Raw genomic sequence first — 21454 nt, forward strand, 5'->3', positions numbered from 1 at the left:
GAACCAGCGGCCGCCCACTCTACCACCATCCGGCAGGAGCTTGGTTCGCGGCTCTCCAGCGCTCCGGCCCCCGTTTCGGAGTCCGTTCCGCGCTGGCAGAGAGAAATTTACGCGCGGTCCACCACCAGGTCAAATCGCCTGGTCAGCGAGTTGGCCACGCCGGCCCATCGCGCAAAACCGCTGTTCAGCGGCACGCGTCGAACACGACCGACGCTAGTGGAGAAGCTCTGTGATCGCAGTGTGATGGCCGTCACCTCCGAGAACACGCGTGGAGGGGGCGAGAGTCGGTCTGTGGACGGACGCGTGGCCCGGTTTGTGCTCGGTACGTTGCCGACATGCTGGAAGTCGAGGGGGTAGTCCGGCGGTTCGGCGAGAAGGCCGTGCTGGACGGGGTCAGCTTCCGGGTCGAGCCGGGCGAGGCCGTGGTCCTCACCGGTCCCAACGGCGCGGGCAAGACAACGCTCCTGCGCTGCGTCGTGGGTTCGGACAAGCCCGACGCCGGCGCCGTCCGGCTGAACGGCCGGGTGGTCGACGAGGCCGACCCCCTGGTGCGCGCCGCGATGGCGGTGGCGTTGGACGACGTCGACTTCTTCCCCGACCTCGCCGTCGTCGAGCACCTGGACCTGCTCGCCAGGGCGCACGGGGTCGACGAGCCCGAGGTGCTCGTCGACGAGGTGCTGGAGGAGCTCGGCCTGGAGGGCGCGGCCGCCCAGCTCCCGGTGACCCTGTCCTCCGGGCAGCGGCAGCGGCTCGCGCTGGCCTCCTGTCTGGTCCGCCCGCGCCGGCTGCTCGTGCTCGACGAGCCGGAGCAGCGGCTGGACGTCGCCGGCCGCCGGTGGTTGGCGGAGCGCCTGTTGGCGGAGAAGGCCGACGGGGTGTCGGTGGTGATGGCCTGCCACGACCCGGACCTGGCCGACGCGGTCGCCGACCGTCGGGTCGAGGTGGGCGGATGACGGCGGTCGCGCCGGCGGTCCTCTCCGCGCGGGATCTCCGTCAGTCGCTGCGCACCGCGCGCCGGGCGGCACACCCGGCGAAGCGCTTCGTCGGGCTGGTCACGGATGTCCTCCCCTATGTCGTGATCGTCGGCGGGCTCGTCGTGCAGTCCGTGCGCCGCCTCGCCGAACTGTCCGGGGCGCAGGTCGGGCAGACCCATGCCGCGGGAGGCGCGTGGCTGCTGGTCGCCGGGCTGGTGCTCCTGTTGGCCGGGGCGCTTCGCGTGCTGGGGGCGCTCGGGCCGGTCTCGGCCGGGCGGCCCATGCTGACCTGGGTCCTCTCCACGCCCGTTGACCGGCGTGGGCTTCTCTCCACGCGGTTCTCGGCTGGCGCCCTCGGGTCCGCCGTGCCGGGGGCGGCGTTGTTCACCGCGGTCGCGCTGACCGATCACCTGCCCGTGGCGCTGGTCGCCTGGTCCGCCGTGTTGGGCGCCCTGGTCGGGGTGGCCATGTATGCGGCGATGGTGCTTCTGGAGGCGGGTGGCCAGGCGGAGAGGGTGTCGCGGCGGGGCAGCGCGGCGCTCGCGGGAGTCGCCGTGCTGTTGGCCCTCATCCCGGTGTCGGCCCCGCTCACCGGTTGGCGTCCGGACGTCCCTCCGGCGGAGCCGCTGCTCTACGTCGGGGTGCCGTTGGTCGCCGTCGTCGCCGCGGCGGTGCTGGTGTCCGCGCACCGCGCCCTCGGCAGGTTGAGCAGGGGGGTGCTCGGCGCCGGTGGTGATCTGACGATGGTCACGGTCACCTCGGTCGCGTGGATGGATCTCTCGTTGCTGACCGGGACGCTGGAGTTCCGCCGGTTGCGGCGGATCGCGACGGTGCGGAGCCGGCGCGGTGGTGGCCGGGGTGTCTCGGTGCTGCTGTGGTCGGAGCTGCGCCGGTTGGTGCGGATGCCCGGCGCGGTGGCGGGATGGGTGGCGTTGGCCCTCGTTCCCTACGCGGCGAAGGTGGTGGTGTCGTCGACGTGGGTCCTGCCGCTGCAACTGGTGGCTGGCGCCCTCGCGGTCTCGCGGTTGACGGCTGGTCTTCGTGCCATCAACGGCCGGACGGGCCTGCGGCGCATGCTGCCGTTCGGGGACCGCGCGCTGCGCCTGCTGCACTGCGTCGTGCCGGTGGTGGCGGCGCTGGTCTGGGCCGGCGCGACGGTGCCGGCCGTGGTCGTGGCGCTCGACGCCGACCGGGCGACGGCCGCGTTCCTGCTGCTGGCCGTCGCGGCGACGGCGGGCGCCGGCGCGATGCGGTCGGCGATCCGGCCACCGCTCGTGTACGACGTGCCCACGGTGAGCTCCCCGTTCGGGGATCTGCCGATCGGGCTGATCCAACAGGTGTTGCGCGGCCCGGACCTGGTCGTGGGGCTGGCCCTGCTGGCGCTCGCCGGGCTGCCGCCGGTCGCGCTCGCCGTCGTCGCGGTCGCCGCGCTCCTCGGAACTGTCCTGACGAGGAGCAAGTAACAGAAGCGTTCTCAAGATCGACTAAGCGTCTCGTGAACGCCCCTTCGCACGAGTACGGGGAAACCGAACTGCCACGTCGGACGGTGTTGACCGCGCTCGGGCTCGCCGCGAGCGCGGTCGTCGTCGGTGTGCTCACCATGTCGGCGCTGCCCAAGGTGCGGGACGGGGCGCCGGTCAGACCGGGCTCCGTGGTGCCCGTCAACGGCGCGGGCGGCGGTGCGCGCCTGGACTCCGACGCCATCTGGTCGGGGGTGACGAGCACGAGCGCGACGACACCGGACGCGACTCCGAGCCGGACACCGCGCGGCGGCCGGCACGGGGACGACGGACACCGGGGTCGGGAGCACCACCGGCGCGGGCACGATCGCGACGGGCACGAGCAGGACGGGTACGACCAGGACGACGACTGAGCCGCCCCTCGCCTCTTCTCAGCCGGGGTGGGCGCCGACGGTGTCGCGGATCTGCTGGCCGAGGGTGTCCGCGCCCTTCCGCGCGCAGTGCGCGCAGCAGAAGAAGCGGCCCTCGACCTCCACTCCGTGGCCGATGATCCGGCACTTGCAGTGCTCGCACAGCGGGGCGAGCCGCTGGATCGCGCACTCGAACGAGTCGAAGGTGTACTTCTCGCCGGTGATGGTCCTGATCTCGAAGGCCATCCAGTAGTCGTTGCCGCAGACGTCGCAGGTCGCCACGACGCACCTCCCGAACTCATGGCTGGTCACGCATGAGCCAGCCTGCGCAGCGCCCCACGCCCCGGCAACCGGAGCGCGTCCTCCGGGGGTCATGCGATCGGTGCCGTCCCCGGCCCCGCCGGTCCCCCCGGGCCCGTCGGGGGCACCGGGGGCGGCGGTGGCGGGAGCTCGGCGGCGCGGCGGAGCGCCACCAGCCAGGCCAGGCCCACGAGTGCCACGACCACCAGCCCGATCCAGTTGAGCAGGGTGAACAGGTGCACCTGGGCCGGCGACGGCCGGGGCAGGTAGCCCAGCTGGAGCAGGCGGTACTGGTAGCTGGTGCCGGTGAGGACCATGGTCAACAACACCGCGATGCCGTGCATCGAGTCCCACAGCGCGTGCAGCGCCGCGACCGCGAGGTAGGTCCACGCCACGCCCGCCGTGATCCGCCACCGCCCCGCGCCGCTCGCCGCGAACAGCACCCCGCCGGCGATCGCCGTCCACAGCCCGTGGCCGACCGGCGCGAGCAGGCCGCGCAGGATCTCGGTCTCGACCAGGGCGCGCAGGTCCAGCCCGCGCACCGTGATCAACGCGTTGAGCGCGTAGCCGGCGCTCTCGAAGGCGGCGAAGCCGAAGCCCACGGACGCGCCGAGCACCAGCCCGTCGCGCAGCGAGCGGCGCCGGAGGTGGCGGGCGACGTAGGCCAGGGCGAGCAGCTTGACCAGTTCCTCGATGAGCCCGACGCCGACGTACATCCACGGCGAGGGCGCGAGCAGGTAGGTCTCCAGCAGGGAGGCCGCGAGCACGCCGAGCACGCCGCCGACGAAGAACGCCTGGGCGACGACCGGCAGCGTCAGCTCTCCGCCGCCACCGTGGGCGAAGGCCCAGGCCACGTAGGTGACCGGCAGCAGGAAGCTGCCCAGCAGGACGAGCGTGGGGACGAGGTTGGTGTTGCCGGTGAGGAGGGTGACCAGCACGGTGAGCACCCACAGCGCGAGGCCCGCGGTGAAGATGGTCAGCCACGCCCTGGGCTGCGCCGGCGTCGTGGGCGGCGGGATGGGCGGGCTCGCTCCTGCCCCGTAGGCGCTCATGCGGTCCTCCGCTGCGGTGGTCGCTGGCAGCCGGAAGCTAACGCGGCCGGGCGCGGCACGCGCGCCGACCGACGGCGGGTCAGGCGGCGCCGTCCACGACGCGCCGGGCGCCGAGCGGCGCGTCGAGCCGCACGACGGCCGCCCGGAGCTCGGCGATCTCGACGCAGGCGGTGTCGGCCCTGGCCGGGTCGTGTCCCTGGTGGACGGTCACGACCACCTCCGCGGGGCCCTGGCGCACGTCGACGTGGTCGAGCACGTGGCAGGGCTCGATCCCGGACCAGAAGCTGACCCGCAGGGCCGATCCGCCGTCGACCGGCTCGACCTGGTGCCACTGGATCGGGTGGACGTTGGCCTGCCCCGGTCGGGGGCTGACCGTGCGGGGCGCCCCGCTCGGCGGGCCGGCCGTCGTCGTCGCCGAGGAGCTGGTCGGCCGGCCGGGTTCGATGTCGGACGGCGGCGAGGCCGGGCGCTGCCCGCAGGCCGTGACCAGCGCCAACGCCGTCCCGCACAGCACGGCGACGCGGAATCGGGTGCGACTGTCGCACAGAGGAGTCAGGTTCATGACGATCTCCCGGATCGTGACGTCGTCTCCACCCACGGGACGGTGCGGGGCGGGAGGATCGTTGCGCGAGGTGGACGACGTGGACTGGACGGACCAGATCGACTCCTACTGCGAGCGGACCGGGCCGGGGCTGCTCGCGGAGCCGGTGAACGCGGTCAGCAACCTGGCGTTCCTGGTGGCCGCGTTCGCCGTGTGGCGGTCGCTGCAGCGGGCGGGGCGGCCGATCCCGGCCAGCCTGCGGGCGCTGGTGGCGCTGGTCGCGGTGATCGGCCTGGGCAGCGGGGCGTTCCACACCTTCGCGACGGTGTGGGCCAGCGCGGCCGACGTGCTGCCCATCTCCGCGTTCATGGTCTTCTACCTGGTCTGCTACCTGCACTGGTTCTGGGGAGTGCGGTGGGGCTGGGCGTGGTGGTCGGTCCCGGCGTTCGTGCTGTTCTCGTTGACGGTGACCACCCTGGTGACGGTGACGCTGGGCGGTCAGCGGGGGTCGACCGGCTACGTTCCGGCGCTGGCCGTGTTGGCCGGGGCCGGCGTCGCGCTGCTCAACTCGGACCGGACGCTGCGGCGGTGCGCGTACCTGCTCGTGGGCGCGGCGGGGTTGTTCACGGTGTCCCTCGCGCTGCGGACCCTCGACGAACCGCTCTGCGCCGCGCTGCCCCTCGGCACGCACTTCCTGTGGCACGTGCTCAACGCGATGGTGCTGTACCTGGTGTGTCAGGCGTTGGTGCTCCGATGGTCACGACTGGGCGACACTCCGCCCTCACGGAGCGTGCCGCACAGCCCGGAACGGTGACCTCCCCCGAGGGGGTTAGTACTCCGGCGGGATGACACCGCCTCCGACCGAAGTCTGATCACCGCCTGTCCCGCTGCCCCCGGGGTCCCAAGGCCGAACCGGACCTCGGGGCGATGTCCGGGCACCGCCGCGCTGCCTACCTTCGTGCTGTCATCGCGGCCGGGTCCGCGGGGCCGCCTCCGCCCGACGTTCGGGCAGCTCGGAATCTGGAAGTGGGAACACGCATGTCTGCAACGCTGTCCGGCATCGGCACTGTCGGCGCCGCGGGTACCAGGACCGCTGTCGCGGCGCGTCAGCTCGTGAAGGTGTACGGCAAGGGCGAGGCCGAGGTCCGCGCGCTGGACGGGGTGAGCGTCGACTTCGCCGCCGGCCAGTTCACCGCGATCATGGGTCCGTCCGGCTCCGGCAAGTCCACGCTGATGCACTGCCTCGCCGGTCTAGACACGGTCGACGCGGGCAGCGTGCACATCGGGCAGACCGAGCTGACCAAGCAGTCCGACAAGGGCCTGACCAAGCTGCGCCGGGACAAGATCGGCTTCATCTTCCAGTCGTTCAACCTGCTGCCGACGCTGACCGCGGAGCAGAACATCCTGCTCGGCCTCCAGCTCGCCGGGCGCAAGCCGGACCCGGCCTGGTTCGACAACATCGTCACCGTCACCGGCCTGCGGCAGCGGCTGGGCCACAAGCCCAACCAGCTCTCCGGCGGCCAGCAGCAGCGCGTGGCCTGCGCCCGCGCGCTGGTGGCCAAGCCGGACGTGGTCTTCGCCGACGAGCCGACCGGCAACCTGGACTCGAAGTCGGGCGCCGAGGTGCTGAACTTCCTGCAGACCTCGGTCCGCCAGCTGAACCAGACCGTGATCATGGTGACGCACGACCCGGTGGCCGCCTCCTACGCCGACCGCGTCGTGCTGCTGGCCGACGGCCGCCTCGCCGGCGAGATCCACCGGCCGACCGCCGACTCCGTGCTGGCCGCCATGAAGAACCTGGGGGCCTGACGCGATGCTGCGCGCCACCCTCGCGGGCATCAGGGCCCGCACGATGCGGTTGCTGCTGTCCTCCATCGCGATCGTGCTCGGTGTCGCGTTCGTCAGCGGCACCCTGGTGCTCGGCGACGCGATGGACGCCCAGACCAAGGACAACTTCGCGCGCGACACGCGCAACGTCGACGTGAAGGTGGAGCTCGGCTCGGTCCCCAAGGACCAGCCGACGACGTTCACCCGGGAACAGGTCGACGCCGTGCGCAAGGTGCCCGGCGTGACCGCGGCCGAGGGGCGCGAGTACGTCCCGGTGCCGATGGTGCGGGCCAACGGCAAGGCGCGGATGGCCATCGGCGTCCCGATGGTGCGGGAGACCAAGCTCCTGCCGGTCGACCTCAAGAACGGCCGGTTCCCGCAGCGGGACGACGAGATCACCCTCGACAAGCGCACGGCGACCAACGAGAAGATCTCGGTGGGCCAGCAGGTCGAGCTGGTGGACAAGAACGACCAGCGGCGGAAGCTCACCGTCGTCGGCATCTACGAGCGCGGCGTCTCCGCCAGCTCGCTCTACATGGTCGACCAGGTCATCACGACGCGGAACGCGCTGCTGTCGCTGGTCCCCGACGCCCCGGGCGCCTACGAGATCGTGGCCTCCGCCGCGCCGGGCGTGAACCACGCCGACCTCGCCAAGCGGGTCCAGGACTCCCTCGGCAAGCCGTACTTCAAGGCGGTGACCGGCGAGGAGGCCACCAGGAAGGCCCTGGAGTCCTACAGCAAGCAGGCGCAGGGCCTCACCACCTTCCTGCTGACGTTCGCGGTGATCGCGCTGGTGGTCGCCTCGATGGTCATCTACAACACGTTCACCATCCTGGTCGCGCAGCGCACGCGGGAGCTGGCGCTGCTGCGCTGCGTGGGCGCCGACCGGGGCCAGCTGTTCGGCAGCGTGCTGGTCGAGGCGGTGGCCATGGGCCTGGTCGCCTCGGTGGTCGGCCTCGCCGGCGGCGTGGGCATGGCGGCGGCGCTCCAGGCCGGGATCAACGCCCTGAACGACGCGGACGGCCCGGTGCGGGCCCCGATCACCGCGACCACGGTGCTCGCCGCGTTCGGGGTGGGCGTGGTCGTGACCGTGCTCTCGGCGGTGCTGCCCGCCCGACGGGCCACCAGGGTGGCGCCAATCGCGGCCCTGCGGTCGCAGCCGGACAGCCAGGAGGACGTGGCGCGCACCGGCAAGCTGCGGATCGCCGTCATCGCGGTCCTCACCCTGCTCGGCGGCGGGCTGATCGCCGCCGGCATGAAGGCCACGGGCGACGCCGCGATGATGGTCACGGGCGCCGGCACCATGGCGCTGCTCCTGGCCGTGGTCGCGCTCGGCCCGATGATCGTGGGCCCGCTCAACCGGGTGCTCGGCGCGCTGCCGGGCGCGTTGTTCGGCGTGCCGGCGAAGCTGGCCGCCGCCAACGCGGGCAGGAGCCCGAAGCGGACCGCGGCGACGACCGCGGCGCTGATGATCGGCGTGACGATCGTGTCGCTGGTGACCGTGGTGGCGACCTCGGCCAAGAAGAGCGCCAACGACATGATCGACCAGCAGTTCCCCGTCGACTACACCGTCGGCTCCACCGTGTACGGGCGCACGCTGCCCCCCGCGGTGGTGGACGCCCTGGCCAAGGCCGAGGGCGTGGAGCGGGTCTCGCCCGGCTCGAAGGTCTACGCGGAGCTGGCCAGCGGCAACTCCGTCGAGGTCAGCGGCGTGGCCAGGAGCGCCGTCGGCACTTTGGTCCGCCCGAAGGTCGAGCAGGGCGACCTCGGCAGGCTGGGCGGCGACACCGTCGCGTTGCTCGACAAGACCGCCAAGTCCCTCAACGCCAAGGTCGGCGACACCATCCCGCTGTCCGTGGCCGACCGCGACGACCGGAACGCCAACCGGAAGCACCAGCTCCGCGTGGTCGCCGTGTACAAGGGCAGGTCGCTGCCGGACGCCCTCGTCGACCTGGACAGCATCACCCGCCTCGACCCGAAGCACACGGGCTACGACGAGGTCATGGTGGACATGCGGGACGGCGTGAGCCCCACCACCGGCAGGGCCGCCGTGGAGAAGGCCCTCGCCGAGTACCCGACGGCCGAGGTCAGCAGCGCGGCCGACGTGAAGAAGGACCTCAACGAGAGCATCGACACCGCGCTCGCCGTGGTGTGGGCGCTGATCGGCCTGGCCGTGGTGATCGCCCTGTTCGGCATCGCCAACACGCTGAGCCTGTCGGTGCTGGAGCGCACGAGGGAGTCCGCGCTGCTGCGGGCGCTGGGGCTCACCAAGGGCCAGCTCCGGTTGATGCTGCTGGTCGAGTCCGTGCTGATGGCCCTCATGGGCGCGCTCCTCGGCGTGGTGCTGGGCATCGGCTCCGGCTGGGCGCTGACCGCCGCCCTGTCCGGCGAGGACTTCACCATGACCCTGTCGGTGCCGTTCGGCCAGATCGGCGCGATGCTGCTGGCGGCCCTGGTCGCGGCGATCGTGGCGGCGGTCCTGCCGGCCCGGCGCGCGGCGCGGACGTCGGTGGTCGCGGCGATGGCCGCCGACTGATCCACGGCCCGGGGCTGGGCCACTGGCCGCGGCCCCGACCGGGCACCACCCATCACACGACGGCGCGGTGGCCGTCCCCGAACCGGGGACGGCCACCGCGCCTTTCTGTGCGTTTCCGGATTTTGCCAGGCGTTTCCGGCCGCGCCGGGCAGCCCTCGGGGGAAAAGGGCTGACGACAGTTCCGACCCGGCGGGGGCCGTTTCCGGGGAGATCGGGCGGGACGGCGGCCGGCCCGACTTCCCGGACTTCGGGGACATGCGGTTGTCGGAAGGTCCTCCTTGCCGGGGCGCCGCTGGCCGCGGTGTCCCGGCACCCGTTCCGCCGGCCGCACGGGGGTGGGGCCGGCGGATCGCCACCCCGCTCCGGTGGGCGGAGCGGAAGGGCGTCGGTGCTGTTCAGCGAGGGAGAGCGTCGAAGGTGCCGGCCTCACCGGTGGGCAGGGCGAGGCCGGGGCGCGCTCGGCGCTCCTGGCCGCGTGCGCCGGGGCGCGACGGCACGCCGCCTCAGAGGAAGATGACCAGTCCCGCGCCCAGTCCGAGGCCCAGGAACACGCCGGCGGAGTTGAGCGCGTGGTGGTACAGGTCGACGACGTACACGATTTCTCCTGAATTCTCGGAATTCATTCGGTGCGGGCCCGCGAGAACAAAGGTAAACGACGCCACGCTTCCGTGTCGTCCCCCGAGCCGGCACAGGCCGTCGCCTTCTTCGTCACCCTCGGTACGCGCTCGTCGCCCACTGTCGCCAGTCTGTGGAGTGACACGTTCGGCGCACTGTGGTCAGCTTCGCAGCCCTTCCGGCCCAGCCCCCGCGCCCGGGGCGTTGCCCGCGCACCGACGAGCGACGCGGACGGGGGGCGGTCCGCTCCTCGATCGCGTGATCATCGTGGCGTCGAGCCCGGCACGGGCCGTCGCCCCCGACTCACTCCGGAGAGTGGCCCACCACCTGCCATCAGGGTGAGCGCGACAGGAACACCGACTCTGGCGCCACGACAGAACGGCCCGTGCGCCGAGGCGGGGGCCCAGGGGCACACCGCCTCGGCGCACGGGCCGAGGTTCGGGGCGGTCCGTTGTCCGGGGACGGACGAACCGCCGGGACGCGTCAGGCGGAGGGGCGGCCGGGGATCGGCGGTCGGGCCTCGCGGCAGGCGAGCACTCGGACGGTGTCGCCCCCGTCGGGGACGCTGATCTCGCGGCGCTGGACGAGTGAGTGGTGCACGGCGGCGCCCCACGCGACGAGCACGCGCATCATGTCGTTCGGGGTCAGCCGCAGTTCGTGGGCGAGGTTGAGGACCGTGGCCTCGGTGGCGGCGTTCAGCTCGATCCCCGGCGGATCGCAGTCGATCGGGTTCACGGGGTCCCGACTCCTTTCGTCCCTTGTGGACAGTCGGCGGACGCGGCGACGGCGCGGGCGCTCAGCTCGGCGGGCCGAACGCCAGGTCCGGGGTCCACAGCGGGGGGCCGGCGGCCACGACGAGCCTCGGCGCGGTCCGGGTCCCCGGCGGCGGCAGCGTCAGCAGCGCGCGGACGACCTCGGCCAGGCTCCCGGTGTGCTCCCAGACCAGACCCGGCGGCTCGTCGCCGGTCACCCGCAGCCCGAGCACCTCGCTGGGTGAGCGCACCCCGATCATGTCTCGGTCGCCGCCCGGCCACTCGCGGAACCCGTCCACCTCCACCGGCCGTCCGTCCCTGACGACCGGCGGCAGGAACCGCCAGCCCCCGTTCCGCAACGCGATGAGATGCGCCAACTCCGGAAACGCGCTGATCGCCGCCTGGTCCGTGGCGTTCACCCCGCACCACCCCTCGTGCTCGCTCACCTGTGGTAGCGATCACAAAACTAGGAGTTCCGGGGCCGCCGTGGTGGCACCACCAGTGCCACCACGCCTACTCATCCGGGTGAAAGTGCGCCGAGACGCTGAGCGACGGACCGCAGGCGCGGGTCGATCCGGCGCTGCCGCGCGACGAGTTCCCCGGCCACCAGACGGGGCAGCGACTGGTGCCGGATCCAGGACGGTGCCATGCGCTCCATCGCCAGCAGCGCGTCCAGCGCGCGTTCCTGGTCGCCGACGCGGACGTACGCGTGGGCGCAGTCGGCCATGTGCCGGACCCGCGCCAGCAGGGGCAGGGCGCTGTCGGCGGGCATCCGCCGGGCGACGGCGAGCGCGTCCGGGTACCGCTCCGTGACCACGCGGACGTCCACCGTCTGCATCACGACCTGGGACGGGCCGAAGGCCGTCTCGTAGTCGTTGCGGTCCGCTCCGTTCCTGGCCGCCACCGCGGACGCCTCGGCGAGGAGGTCGTCGGCCCGCGCGGTTCGCCAGTCCCGGCCCGACGCGACCGCCGCGGTCAGCAGCAGGGACCCGTAGGCCGACAGGTGCGCGGGAGTCGCCTCGCCCCGCGGCTCGATGTCCCGAGCCGCACGCGTCGCGACCTGGTAGGCGTGGTCGTACCGCCCCTGGCTGAGCAGTTGGCCCGCGAGATGCCCCCGGATCGTCGCGGCCAGGAAGCCGTCGTCCCCGTGCCGCGCGCTCTCCATGGCGTGCCGGACCGCCAGCCACGCCGCGTCGGGCTGGCCGAGCCGGAGCAGGACGCAGGCGGCGACCCAGTACAGCCGGGCCAACAGCTCGTGAGCGGCGGGGCGGTCGCCGTTCCCGGCCTCGTGCGCGGCGACTCGGAGTGAGGGGAGCGCATCGGACAGCAGGGACAAGAGGGGTTCGAAACGCCCTCCCCAGTAGGAACCCCATGCGAGGGTGACGACGCGCTCCGCCTCCCGCAGGGGCAGCGGGACGTCCTCCACCGGGAGGAGGTCGTCAACGGTGGCAAGGGCGTGGCGCACGGCGATGACGCCCGCGTCCGGCGCCCCCGGCACCGCCGGTTGCTTTCCGAGCAGCGACGGCAGGTCCAGGTCCAGGCCCCTGGCGATCCGCTGCAACGTGGTGACCGAGGCGTGTCGCCGACCCTGCTCGATCTTGCGGATCGTCTCCACGGACAGCCCCACCGCGCCGGCGAGGTCGTGCTGCGTGAGCCCCGCCCGCTTCCGGAGCACGCGCACGCGGTCGCCGATGCCGGGGTCCAGGGTGTCGGGCATGACGCCTCCCCAGGTGGCGGCGGGGCTGGTCGTCGGTCGACCGACCGCATCGTGGTGACCGGATCGTGTCGACCTCGTCGCCCAGAGTAGCGCTCCGCGCGAGCTCCCCTCCGGCCGCGGAAGGAAGCGGGAAGAACGGCGACCCTGGAGAGCGGTGACCGTGGAGAGCGGTGACCCAGCGGAACAGGGGCCCCGCAGAACAGTGGCCCTGCCGTCTCGTCCGAGACGGCAGGGCCACCGGGAAACGCTTCCGCCAGCGCCGGGCGGCTCAGCCCCGACGCACGAGGTACGGCGGGATCGTGTTGGCGCGCAACGCGTCGGCGTCGATGGACACCGGGCGGTAGGCGCTCTTCTCCAGGCGCTCGATCATGAGCTCGGTGGTGTCGGCCACCTCGTCGGCGCGGCCGAACAGGTACGCCCACTCGTGCTCGTCGGAGCCGTAGTAGACCGTGGTGCCGAAGTTCTCCTGGAACCGGTTCCAGGAGCGGACCAGCGTGGTGTTGCGCCACATGGTCTGGCAGCCGGCCTGCGTGACGACCACGCCGCCGGGCGCGAGCACCGCCTTGCACATGCGGAGGAACTCCTCGCCGTACAGGCGGTTGTGCTGCGCGTCCTCGTCGTCCCGCTCGTCGGGGAGGTCGACCAGGACGACGTCGTACCGCACGTCGCCGTTGGCCGCGTCGAGCAGGTACTGCCAACCGTCGGTGTAGTGGACGCGCACCGGGCCCTCGCCGCGCTCGGCCCGCTCCAGCTCCTCCGGCGTGTAGCCGTAGGGCAGGTGGCGCGCGCACAGCTTGACGGCCTGCTCGTCGATGTCGACGTGGTCGACCCGGGTGGCGCCGAAGGCCACCGAGATCTGGCTGACGACTCCCTCGCTGGAGCCGACGACCAGCACGTTCTCGACCTTGTCCGCGAGCAGCAGGGCCGGGACCAGCAGCGCCTCGTGGTAGACGAGCTGACTGAACTCCGTGCTCTGTCGGTCGTTGTCGCAGAACAGCGACACGCCCTGGTCGGTGCTGGCGACCAGCACGTGCTGATAGGCGGTGTCGCCCTCGAACAGCACGTCGTGGACCTGCCAGAGCCGGAACATGCCCTTGGCGAGCGGCTCGCGCACGTAGCGGCCGCCGTCGATCTCGATCAACTCGCCCCCTCTCGGTGGCCGGTCGCGGCGACGGGGGTGTCCGCGCCGCGGTGGATGGTCTTGGACTGCACCCTGGTCGGGCGCAGGGCCTTGGTCAGCAGCTCGACGGCGAGCTCGGGCTTCGCCCGGTCCCCGCAGGTGAACACGTCCACGAAGAGCGCGCCGCGCTCGGGGTAGGTGTGCACCGAGGCGTGGGACTCGCTCAGCAGGGCCAACACGGTGACGCCCTGCGGCTCGAACTGCTTCGAGATCACGTCGCACACCGTCGCACCGGCCAGGTCCAGGACCTCGGTCAGCGTGCGGCGGAGGAACGGTTCGTCGTCGAGCAGGGCCGCGTCGACCCCTTCCAGCTCGGCGAGTACGTGTTGCCCGGCGAACAGCCCGACGGTCTGCACCGCTCCCGGGTCAGCGAACATCTATCACTCCCAACCATCTCGATCGCGCACGCCCTGTGCGCGCAGTGGAGGACCGCCCCGTCACGGCCGGGGCGGGAACTGGTGGATCACCGATGGGCGACGGAGACGTCGTGGGGGCGGCGCCTCGGGCCGGCCACCGAGCGGCGAGGGTAGTCCTGCCGCCCGGCGCCGTCAGCCCCGCGCACCGATGCAGTGGGTCGGCAACGGGGCGAACCCGTTGAAGAACACCGAGGCGAAGCTCGCGGTGTAGGCGCCGGCGCTGAGGATGTCGATCTGGTCGCCGGCGCGCAGGGCCAGCGGTAGCTCGTAGACGGTGCGCTGGTAGAGGACGTCGTCGCCGTCGCAGGTGGGTCCGGCGAGCACGACGGGGCCGACCGGCCCGCCGTCGTGCGGGGTGACGAAGCGGTAGGCGATGGCCTCGCCCTCGCACTCGGCGAGCCCGTTGTAGCGGCCGGTGTCCAGGTATACCCAGCGGTGGTCGTCGTCGTAGGACTTGCGGGAGACCAGGACGACCTCGGTGCGCAGCACGCCGGCGTCGCCGACGACCGCCCGACCCGGCTCGGCCGCGACCTCCGGGACGTCGGCGCCGAAGTGCCGGGCGACGGCCTCGCGGATGGCCTTGCCGTAGACCGGCAGCGCCGGCGTGGCCTCCAGGTAGGAGGCGGGCAGGCCGCCGCCGAGGTTGAGCAGGCGCAGCCGGACGCCGCGCTCGGCGACGGCGCGGAAGACCCACGCGGCGTCGGCGATCCCGACCTCCCACGCGGCGGGGTCGGTCTGCTGGGAGCCGACGTGGAAGGACACGCCGTACGGGTCGAGCCCGAGCTCGGCCGCCCTGACGAGCAGGTCGGCGGCCATCTCCCTGGCGCAGCCGAACTTCTTGCCGAACGGCGTCCGCGCGCCCTCGGAGTGGATCAGCAGCCGGCAGAACACCGACGCGCCCGGGGCCTCGGCGGCCAGGTGCTCCAGGTCCTGCTCGCTGTCGAACGCGAACAGCCGCACCCCGGCGGCGTGCGCGTGCGCGATCTCGGACCGCTTCTTGATCGGGTTGCTGTAGGAGATCGTCTCGGGCGCGGCCCCCTGGGCCAGGCACAGGTCGATCTCGGCGGGGCTGGCCACGTCGAAGGACGCGCCGAGGCCGACGAGCACGCGCACGACCTCGGGGGCCGGGTTCGCCTTGACGGCGTAGAAGAGGCGTGCCCCTGGCAGGGCCTCGCGGACGTCGGCGTAGCGCTCGCGCACCGTGTCCAGGTCGACGACGACGCACGGCGTCGCGGGGCGCTCGCGGTCGAGGAACTCGCGGATCCGGGCCGGCGTGCCGGCGCCCCCGTGATCCATTGGACGCTGACTGGCCGCTCGACGGCCATCCACCATCGCCAAGCCCAGTCCCTCCTCCCGCTGCCGTGCCCGCCCACGCGACGACCGACGACAGGGGTCGGAGCCGGGGAGCGAGCGGATCGCCATGCATCTTCGACGGGCCGCGCCGACGCTGACGGCCGGCGCAGCCCGCCACTCTAAGGCACGAACAGCGAAAAGGGGGACCCGAGGGCTGTGACCTGGCTCAGTTTCCGCCGCACGGCCCCGACCTTGATGCCACCCCGGTCCGGCGGCTGAGCAGCGCTCGCCCACCCCCGGCTCGATCAGGGAGAATCGGAGCATGGCCACGCCCCACGCGCGCATCCGCGTCCCTCGGGCGGCCGCAGCGATCCGGGACGCGCTCAACGAACACGCCCCCGACCTCGTCGAACGCTTCGAGAGCGAGTTCCGCGCCGCCGCCGAGCTCTACCGCGTTTCCCTGCGATCCGCCGGGCTGGACGAGGTTCTGCACTGCTGGCGGGCACAGGCCGAGTTCGCCGCCAACCCGCTGAGCGCCGAGGACAAGGCACTCGTCGACCGTGTCGACCACGGCGACAACACCGGACTCGTCGACTGGGAGGACCTCCGACGGGAGTTTCCCGAGTGACCTACCGCGTGTCCAGCTCGCGGAAAGCGCGGCCCGCACCTACCACTCCCTCCCCGATGGGCACGCGCCCAGGTCGCCACGATCCTCAAGGCGCTCACCGACGATCCGGAACAGGTCCGGGCCGTCATCGACCTGCGCACGAGGCTGAGGAGCTGCTACTTCGCGGATGGCGCCGGAAGGCTCACGTTCGTGGTCTCCCATCGCCCACACCCCGGCGATCCGAACAATCCGATTCACAATCCGCGTTGGCGGCCGACAGTCACGGTCCTGACGATCGACCTTGAGACGACCGTGAGCTGAGGTGTCGGGTTGACGCCGCCAACAAGTGGCGCTTCCTTGGCGGCGGGCCCGGCACCTTCCACGACTCTCCGAATTGTCCACAGTGGACACTCGGTCGATTCCGCACGCGGGTGTGCCCGGTCGGGGCGGCGGCTCAGGCGTCGAGGAGCTCGCGGTCGGCCTCAGTGATCGGCACGTCGTTGATGCTGGCCTCGCGGCGGCGCATCAGGCCGTTGTCGTCGAACTCCCACATCTCGTTGCCGTAGCTGCGCCACCACTGGCCGTCGGCGTCGTGCCACTCGTAGCGGAAGCGGACGGCGATACGGTTCGCGGTGAACGCCCACAACTCCTTGCGCAGCCGGTAGTCCAGCTCCCTGGCCCACTTGCGGCGCAGGAAGTCCCGGATCTCCGCCCGCCCGGTGAGGAACTCGTCCCGGTTCCGCCAGACCGAGTCCTCGGTGTAGGCGAGCGCGACCCGGTCCGGGTCCCGGGTGTTCCACGCGTCCTGCGCGGCCTGGACCTTGGCTCGGGCGGTTTCCTCCGTGAACGGTGGCACCAGCGGACCCATCAGTGATCACTCTCCTCGGCGACACGAGACCCACGACCGGAGCACGACACCCGGGAGAACGCTGGTTCTCCCGATCATGGGGCTACTCTAGAGAACGGCCGTTCTCTACGGAAGGGGAAGGGTGTGGACGACGAAGAGGCCAGCCAGCGCGTGCTGGACGCCGCCGAGGCGTTGTTCTACGAGCGCGGCCTGCAGTCCGTGGGCATCGACGACATCCGCAGCACCTCCGGCGTGTCGCTGAAGCGGCTCTACCGCTGCTTCCACTCGAAGCAGGAGCTGGTCACGGCCTACCTCGACCGCACGGACCGGCGGTGGCGCGCCGCGCTCGCCAACTACGTCCGGTCGGCCGCCGAGGACCCCCGCGACGCCATCCTCGCCGTCTTCGACTGGCTCGGCCTGTGGTTCGCCGAGCCCGGCTTCCGGGGCTGCGCGTTCATCAACGCCCACGGCGAGCTGGGCGAGGTCTCCCCCGCGGTCGCCGCCGCCACCCGCCGGCACAAGGAGGCGCTGCTGGCCTACCTCACCCAGCTCGCCGAACAGGCCGTGCCCGGGGCCGGCCGGGCCCTGGCCAACCAGCTCCTGCTGGTGGTCGAGGGGTCGATCGTCACCGCGGCCGTGCACGGGGCCTCCGGCGCGGCCAGCGCGGGCCGGGCCGCCGCGGCCGCCCTGCTCGACGCGGCCGAGCTGTCGCGCACCGCCCGCCTGCACCGGGACTGATCACCCGTCGGGCACTGGCGCCGCACCGGCCGCCCCGGGAGATCATCGGGGGCGGCGGGCGGAGGCGTCCGCCGGAGCGGGCCCCAGGGAAGGAGAGGCGGACATGCCACACGAGGTGCGCGGCGTCGTCGCACGGGGGAAGGGCGAGCCGGTGGAGGTGACCACCGTCGTCGTGCCCGACCCGGGACCCGGTGAGGCCGTGGTCCGGGTGCTGGCCTGCGGGGTCTGCCACACGGACCTGCACTACCGCGAGGGCGGGATCGGCGACGAGTACCCGTACCTGCTCGGGCACGAGGCGGCCGGCGAGGTGGTCGAGGTCGGCGAGGGCGTCACGAACGTCGCGCCCGGCGACTTCGTCGTGTTGAACTGGCGCGCGGTGTGCGGGAGCTGTCGCGCGTGCCGCCGCGGCCGACCGCAGTACTGCTTCTCGACCTTCAACGCGGCCCGGCCGATGACGTTGGCCTCGGGCGAGCCGCTGTCGCCGGCGCTGGGGATCGGCGCGTTCGCCGAGCGCACCCTTGTCCACAGTGGACAGTGCACGAAGGTGGACCGCTCGGTCGCGCCGGAGGTCGCCGGGCTGCTCGGGTGCGGCGTGATGGCCGGGCTGGGCGCGGCGATCAACACCGGCGGCGTGGGCAGGGGCGACAGCGTCGCGGTCATCGGCTGCGGCGGCGTGGGCGACGCCGCGATCGCCGGCGCCAGGCTGGCCGGGGCGACCCGGATCATCGGCGTCGACGTGGACCCGCGGAAGCTGGAGTGGGCCAGGGAGTTCGGCGCGACCGACGTGCTGGACGCCCGCGAGGGCGACGTCGTGGAGCGCGTCCGCGAGCTGACCGACGGGTTCGGCGCGGACGTGGTGATCGACGCGGTGGGCCGGCCGGAGACCTGGCGCCAGGCCTTCTACGCCCGCGACCTGGCCGGCACGGTCGTGCTGGTCGGCGTGCCCACCCCGGAGATGCGGGTCGAGCTGCCCCTGCTCGACGTGTTCTCGCGGGGCGGCGCGCTGAAGTCGTCGTGGTACGGGGACTGCCTGCCCGAGCGGGACTTCCCGACCCTGGTCGACCTGCACCTTCAGGGCCGGCTGCCGCTGGAGCGGTTCGTCTCCGAGCGGATCGGGCTCGACGACGTCGAGGCGGCGTTCGAGCGCATGGAGCGCGGCGAGGTCCTGCGCAGCGTGGTGCTCCTCGGCTGACCGACGCCATCCGGCCCGCGTGGCGCGCGCGGCGCGCGGGCCGGACGGCTGGCGGAGGTCAGAGCAGCTCGAACGACACGCCGAGGCGTCCGCCGAACCGCTCGGCGACCCGCTCGGCGCCCTCGCGGAGGAACACCGCCGGCTCCGGCCAGTCCGGCCCCAGCCCGTCGAGGTAGGCGCGGTGGTGCAGCAGCGAGCGGACGCCGGCGTCGAAGCTCTCCGTGACGTCGACGGCGTGGGTGGCGTCCGGCGAGGCGATCACCGCGAGGTGCCGCACGCCGCCCCACGGCTCCAGGCCCTCGTCCACCAGCTCGCGGAACACCCAGCGGTTGGCCGCGTCGCGCACCGCGTCGATCGCGGCCTGGCCCACCGCCCGGTGGTCGGCCATGTTGAGGAACACGCCGCCGTAGGTCTCGCGGTGGTTGACCACGAGCACCACCTCGGGCCGGCGCCGGCGGATCACCCGCGCGATGTCGCGGCGCAGCGGCAGGCCGTACTCGATCATCCCGTCCGGGTGGTCGAGGAACTCGACCACGTCCACGCCCACCTCGGCCGCGCTCGCCACCTGCTCGCGCACCCGGACCTCGGCGCACTCGTCGGGCGCCATGCCGTCGATGCCCGCCTCACCCCGGCTCGCCAGCAGGTAGTCGACCCGCTTGCCCTGCGCCGTCCAGCGGGCCACCGCCGCCGCGCCGCCGTACTCCATGTCGTCCGGGTGCGCCACGACCACCAGCGCCGACGACCAGTCCTCGGGGAACTCAGCCAAGTCCACGATCACATTCTCACCAAGCGCCGGCGGGCGCGCCGGTGTTCCCGCCGGCCGGTCACGGATCTCCTGTCACTCCGCTGACCGGCCGGCGGGGCCGGGCTACTCGCCCGCCATCCGCTCCCCGAGGGCGGGCCGCACCACGCGCTTCTCGGTCACCACGGCGGTGACGAGGTCGGCCGGCGTGACGTCGAAGGCGGGGTTGATCGCCCTGCTGCCCTCCGGCGTCGTCACGCGCCCGGCGAACCGGAGCACCTCGGCGTCGTCCCGCTCCTCGATCTCGATGGCCGCGCCGTCCGGCGTCGCCGGGTCGACCGTCGACTCGGGGGCGGCGACCACGAACGGGACGCCGGCCCGCGCCGCGGCCAGGGCCAGCGGGTAGGTGCCGACCTTGTTGGCCACGTCGCCGTTGGCCGCGACCCGGTCCGCGCCCACGACCACCACGTCCACCAGGCCCCGCGCGATCAGGCCGGGGCCGGCGCCGTCGACGACCACCCGGTGGTCGACGCCCATGCCGGCCAGCTCGGTGGCCGTGATCCGGGCGCCCTGGAGCAGCGGCCGGGTCTCGTCGGCGAGCACCTGGCGCACCAGGCCGTCCTCGTGCAGCGCCCGCACGATGCCCAGCGCCGTGCCCCACGCCACGCAGGCGAGCGCGCCGGTGTGGCAGTGCGTGTGCAGGCTCATGGGGCGTTCCCCCACCAGCTCGCGCAGCAGCGCCGCGCCCCGGCGGGCGAGCGCCTCGTTCGTGCGCACGTCCGCCTCCAGCAGCTCCAGCGCGGCGGCCAGCACCGCGTCCTGGCCGGCGTCGACGTGCGGGAGCACCTGGTTCACGGCCCAGCGCAGGTTCACGGCCGTGGGGCGGGCGGAGGCGATGCGCTCGGCGTCGGCGCGCACGCGCTCCGGGTCGTAGCCGCTCTCCCCGCTGAGCCGCGCGGACAGCGCCACGCCAAGCGCTCCGGTCACGCCGATCAGCGGCGCGCCGCGCACCGCGAGCCGGCGGATCGCGTCCACCACGTCGTCCACAGTGGACAGACGCAACGGGGTGATCTCGGGCAGTGTCGTCTGGTCGATGGTCACGATGTGACCATCGACCCATTCCATGGTTCGGCCGTCCACCGTCTTCCTACCGTGTCGGTCGTGGTCGAGCCGTTCGTGGATGCCGAGCATCCGGCCGACCCCTACCCGGGCAGTGTGCCCGTCCACTCGTACGCGCACCATGGTGGTGTGGGCTGGCCCCTCCTGTCGGACCGCACGGCGTCGGCCGGATGGCGGGTCGGCGACGTCGACCTGGACGACTGGTTGGCCGAGCGGGACGCCGAGCCGGTGGCGGAGCGCGTCCCGCTGCTCACCTACGGCTCCAACCGCAACCCCGCCAAGCTCACCTGGCTCCGGGAGAACCTGGGCCTCACCGGCCCCGTCGTCCTGCTCCGGGCCACGACGCGCGACCTCGCCGCCGTCTGGGCCGCCGGCCTGCGGGTCCGCGACGGGCAGCGCCCGGCCACGCTGTGCGCGGCGCCCGGCGCGGTCGAGGAGCACTCCGTCTGGCTGGCCACGCCCGAGCAGGTGCGGGTGCTGGACCGGTGCGAGGGGCGCGGCGAGCGCTACCGGCTGGTCCGGCTGCGGACCGGCAGCGTCGTCCTGGAGGACGGCTCCCTGGTCGACGCGCCGTGGGCCTACACGGCGGCCACCGGGGTGCGGCTCCCGCTGCTCGTCGACGGCCGGCCGGTGCGCTGCGCCGACACCGCGCAGGACGCCGCGCTGGCGCTGCGGGGCGAGGCCGGCCCCGACGGGCTGGATGTGTCCGAAGTGGACGGTGACGCCGGCGCGGACGAGTGGCCGGACCGGGTCTTCGTCTACGGAACGCTGCGGCCGGGCGCGTCCGCGTGGTCGTTGATCTCTCCGCTCGCCATCGGCGAGGGCCGCCCCGCGACGCTGCCGGGCACCCTGCATGACACGGGACGGGGCTACCCGGCCCTGCGACTGGACGGGGAGTTCCCCGTGCCCGGCCAGGTTCTGACCCTGCGCGACCCCGTCACCGCCCTGGCCCGGCTCGACGCCTACGAGGGCGACGAGTACCGGCGCGTCCGCGTCCGGCTACCCGACACGTCCGTGTGCTGGGCGTACGTCTGGGCGAGTCCCGACGGCCTCACCGGGATGCCGGTGCTACCACACGGATGGCCGCAAATCACCACCGATCGGGTGCTTTCCTCGCCTTCCGGCTAACCCCGCAC

The 21454-nt window shown here is 73.1% G+C and carries 22 protein-coding genes; 10 read left to right on the forward strand and 12 right to left on the reverse strand.

What is annotated here, in order from left to right; genetic code table 11:
* The first annotated feature begins 335 nt into the window (after positions 1 to 335).
* From BUE43_RS30725 to BUE43_RS30735, 3 genes are read left to right on the forward strand one after another with little or no spacing between them, the layout of a single operon-like run.
* Positions 336 to 953, forward strand: a complete 618-nt coding sequence (locus BUE43_RS30725; protein ID WP_073489856.1) for an ABC transporter ATP-binding protein — start codon at positions 336 to 338, stop codon at positions 951 to 953.
* Entirely contained in the window at positions 950 to 2437 is a 1488-nt protein-coding gene (locus tag BUE43_RS30730) for a DUF6297 family protein (protein ID WP_073489857.1), read from the forward strand. Before BUE43_RS30725 ends, BUE43_RS30730 begins: the two co-directional genes overlap by 4 nt.
* A gap of 32 nt (positions 2438 to 2469) precedes the next feature.
* A complete protein-coding gene (locus tag BUE43_RS30735; protein WP_143174504.1) occupies positions 2470 to 2847 on the forward strand; it encodes a hypothetical protein in 378 nt (125 codons plus the stop codon).
* Between the two features lie 18 nt (positions 2848 to 2865).
* Here the strand turns inward: BUE43_RS30735 and BUE43_RS30740 are convergent, their stop codons facing one another.
* The 3 genes from BUE43_RS30740 to BUE43_RS30750 form a co-directional block, all read right to left on the reverse strand.
* Positions 2866 to 3126, reverse strand: a complete 261-nt coding sequence (locus BUE43_RS30740; RefSeq protein WP_073489859.1) for a Prokaryotic metallothionein — start codon at positions 3124 to 3126, stop codon at positions 2866 to 2868.
* Between the two features lie 89 nt (positions 3127 to 3215).
* Positions 3216 to 4196: a PrsW family intramembrane metalloprotease gene (locus tag BUE43_RS30745; RefSeq protein ID WP_143174505.1), complete on the reverse strand. Its 981-nt coding sequence runs from the start codon at positions 4194 to 4196 to the stop codon at positions 3216 to 3218.
* Positions 4197 to 4275: 79 nt separating this feature from the next.
* Entirely contained in the window at positions 4276 to 4758 is a 483-nt protein-coding gene (locus BUE43_RS30750; protein WP_143174506.1) for a hypothetical protein, read from the reverse strand.
* A gap of 70 nt (positions 4759 to 4828) precedes the next feature.
* Between BUE43_RS30750 and BUE43_RS30755 the strand changes: the two genes are divergently transcribed.
* The 3 genes from BUE43_RS30755 to BUE43_RS30765 all read left to right on the forward strand — a co-directional run bounded on the left by BUE43_RS30755 (position 4829) and on the right by BUE43_RS30765 (position 9100).
* Positions 4829 to 5551 carry a ceramidase domain-containing protein gene (locus BUE43_RS30755; protein WP_234996023.1) on the forward strand — a complete coding sequence of 241 codons (723 nt, stop codon included), beginning with the start codon at positions 4829 to 4831 and terminating at the stop codon, positions 5549 to 5551.
* A 224-nt stretch (positions 5552 to 5775) separates the two neighbouring features.
* On the forward strand, positions 5776 to 6546 hold the full coding sequence (locus tag BUE43_RS30760) for an ABC transporter ATP-binding protein (protein WP_083960338.1): 771 nt from the start codon (positions 5776 to 5778) through the stop codon (positions 6544 to 6546).
* A 4-nt stretch (positions 6547 to 6550) separates the two neighbouring features.
* The gene (locus BUE43_RS30765) at positions 6551 to 9100 is read left to right on the forward strand and encodes an ABC transporter permease (protein WP_073489861.1); all 2550 of its coding nucleotides are present in this window, start codon (positions 6551 to 6553) and stop codon (positions 9098 to 9100) included.
* A 1098-nt stretch (positions 9101 to 10198) separates the two neighbouring features.
* Here BUE43_RS30765 and BUE43_RS30770 read toward each other — a convergent pair.
* The 6 genes from BUE43_RS30770 to BUE43_RS30795 all read right to left on the reverse strand — a co-directional run bounded on the left by BUE43_RS30770 (position 10199) and on the right by BUE43_RS30795 (position 15076).
* Complete coding sequence (locus BUE43_RS30770; protein ID WP_073489862.1) at positions 10199 to 10450, reverse strand: hypothetical protein; 252 nt, start codon at positions 10448 to 10450, stop codon at positions 10199 to 10201.
* Positions 10451 to 10511: 61 nt separating this feature from the next.
* The gene (locus BUE43_RS30775) at positions 10512 to 10886 is read right to left on the reverse strand and encodes a hypothetical protein (protein ID WP_073489863.1); all 375 of its coding nucleotides are present in this window, start codon (positions 10884 to 10886) and stop codon (positions 10512 to 10514) included.
* A 98-nt stretch (positions 10887 to 10984) separates the two neighbouring features.
* On the reverse strand, positions 10985 to 12184 hold the full coding sequence (locus BUE43_RS30780; RefSeq protein ID WP_073489864.1) for a helix-turn-helix domain-containing protein: 1200 nt from the start codon (positions 12182 to 12184) through the stop codon (positions 10985 to 10987).
* 268 nt (positions 12185 to 12452) lie between these two features.
* Entirely contained in the window at positions 12453 to 13274 is an 822-nt protein-coding gene (locus BUE43_RS30785) for a spermidine synthase (RefSeq protein WP_073489934.1), read from the reverse strand.
* A gap of 47 nt (positions 13275 to 13321) precedes the next feature.
* Positions 13322 to 13741, reverse strand: a complete 420-nt coding sequence (gene speD / locus BUE43_RS30790; protein ID WP_073489865.1) for an adenosylmethionine decarboxylase — start codon at positions 13739 to 13741, stop codon at positions 13322 to 13324.
* Positions 13742 to 13912: 171 nt separating this feature from the next.
* Positions 13913 to 15076, reverse strand: a complete 1164-nt coding sequence (locus BUE43_RS30795; protein ID WP_073489866.1) for a type III PLP-dependent enzyme — start codon at positions 15074 to 15076, stop codon at positions 13913 to 13915.
* Positions 15077 to 15395: 319 nt separating this feature from the next.
* On the opposite strand from BUE43_RS30795, the gene BUE43_RS30800 reads away from it, so the two are divergent.
* Entirely contained in the window at positions 15396 to 15701 is a 306-nt protein-coding gene (locus BUE43_RS30800) for a DUF6247 family protein (protein ID WP_073489867.1), read from the forward strand.
* Positions 15702 to 16134: 433 nt separating this feature from the next.
* Here the strand turns inward: BUE43_RS30800 and BUE43_RS30805 are convergent, their stop codons facing one another.
* Positions 16135 to 16548 (reverse strand): nuclear transport factor 2 family protein, encoded by a 414-nt coding sequence (locus tag BUE43_RS30805; protein ID WP_073489868.1) that lies wholly within the window; start codon positions 16546 to 16548, stop codon positions 16135 to 16137.
* Between the two features lie 123 nt (positions 16549 to 16671).
* Here BUE43_RS30805 and BUE43_RS30810 point away from each other — a divergent pair, with 123 nt between their 5' ends.
* Together BUE43_RS30810 and BUE43_RS30815 are read left to right on the forward strand one after the other, a co-directional pair.
* Positions 16672 to 17265: a TetR/AcrR family transcriptional regulator gene (locus BUE43_RS30810; RefSeq protein ID WP_073489869.1), complete on the forward strand. Its 594-nt coding sequence runs from the start codon at positions 16672 to 16674 to the stop codon at positions 17263 to 17265.
* Positions 17266 to 17368: 103 nt separating this feature from the next.
* Positions 17369 to 18457 carry an S-(hydroxymethyl)mycothiol dehydrogenase gene (locus BUE43_RS30815; RefSeq protein ID WP_073489870.1) on the forward strand — a complete coding sequence of 363 codons (1089 nt, stop codon included), beginning with the start codon at positions 17369 to 17371 and terminating at the stop codon, positions 18455 to 18457.
* Positions 18458 to 18515: 58 nt separating this feature from the next.
* Here the strand turns inward: BUE43_RS30815 and BUE43_RS30820 are convergent, their stop codons facing one another.
* Entirely contained in the window at positions 18516 to 19232 is a 717-nt protein-coding gene (locus BUE43_RS30820) for a PIG-L deacetylase family protein (protein WP_407697148.1), read from the reverse strand.
* Positions 19233 to 19325: 93 nt separating this feature from the next.
* A complete protein-coding gene (gene mtnA, locus BUE43_RS30825) occupies positions 19326 to 20324 on the reverse strand; it encodes an S-methyl-5-thioribose-1-phosphate isomerase (protein WP_073489935.1) in 999 nt (332 codons plus the stop codon).
* A gap of 36 nt (positions 20325 to 20360) precedes the next feature.
* On the opposite strand from mtnA, the gene BUE43_RS30830 reads away from it, so the two are divergent.
* Positions 20361 to 21446 (forward strand): gamma-glutamylcyclotransferase, encoded by a 1086-nt coding sequence (locus BUE43_RS30830; protein WP_073489936.1) that lies wholly within the window; start codon positions 20361 to 20363, stop codon positions 21444 to 21446.
* The last annotated feature ends 8 nt before the right edge of the window (positions 21447 to 21454 follow it).

Origin of the sequence: Streptoalloteichus hindustanus (assembly GCF_900129375.1) — a bacterium.
GTDB lineage: Bacteria > Actinomycetota > Actinomycetes > Mycobacteriales > Pseudonocardiaceae > Streptoalloteichus > Streptoalloteichus hindustanus.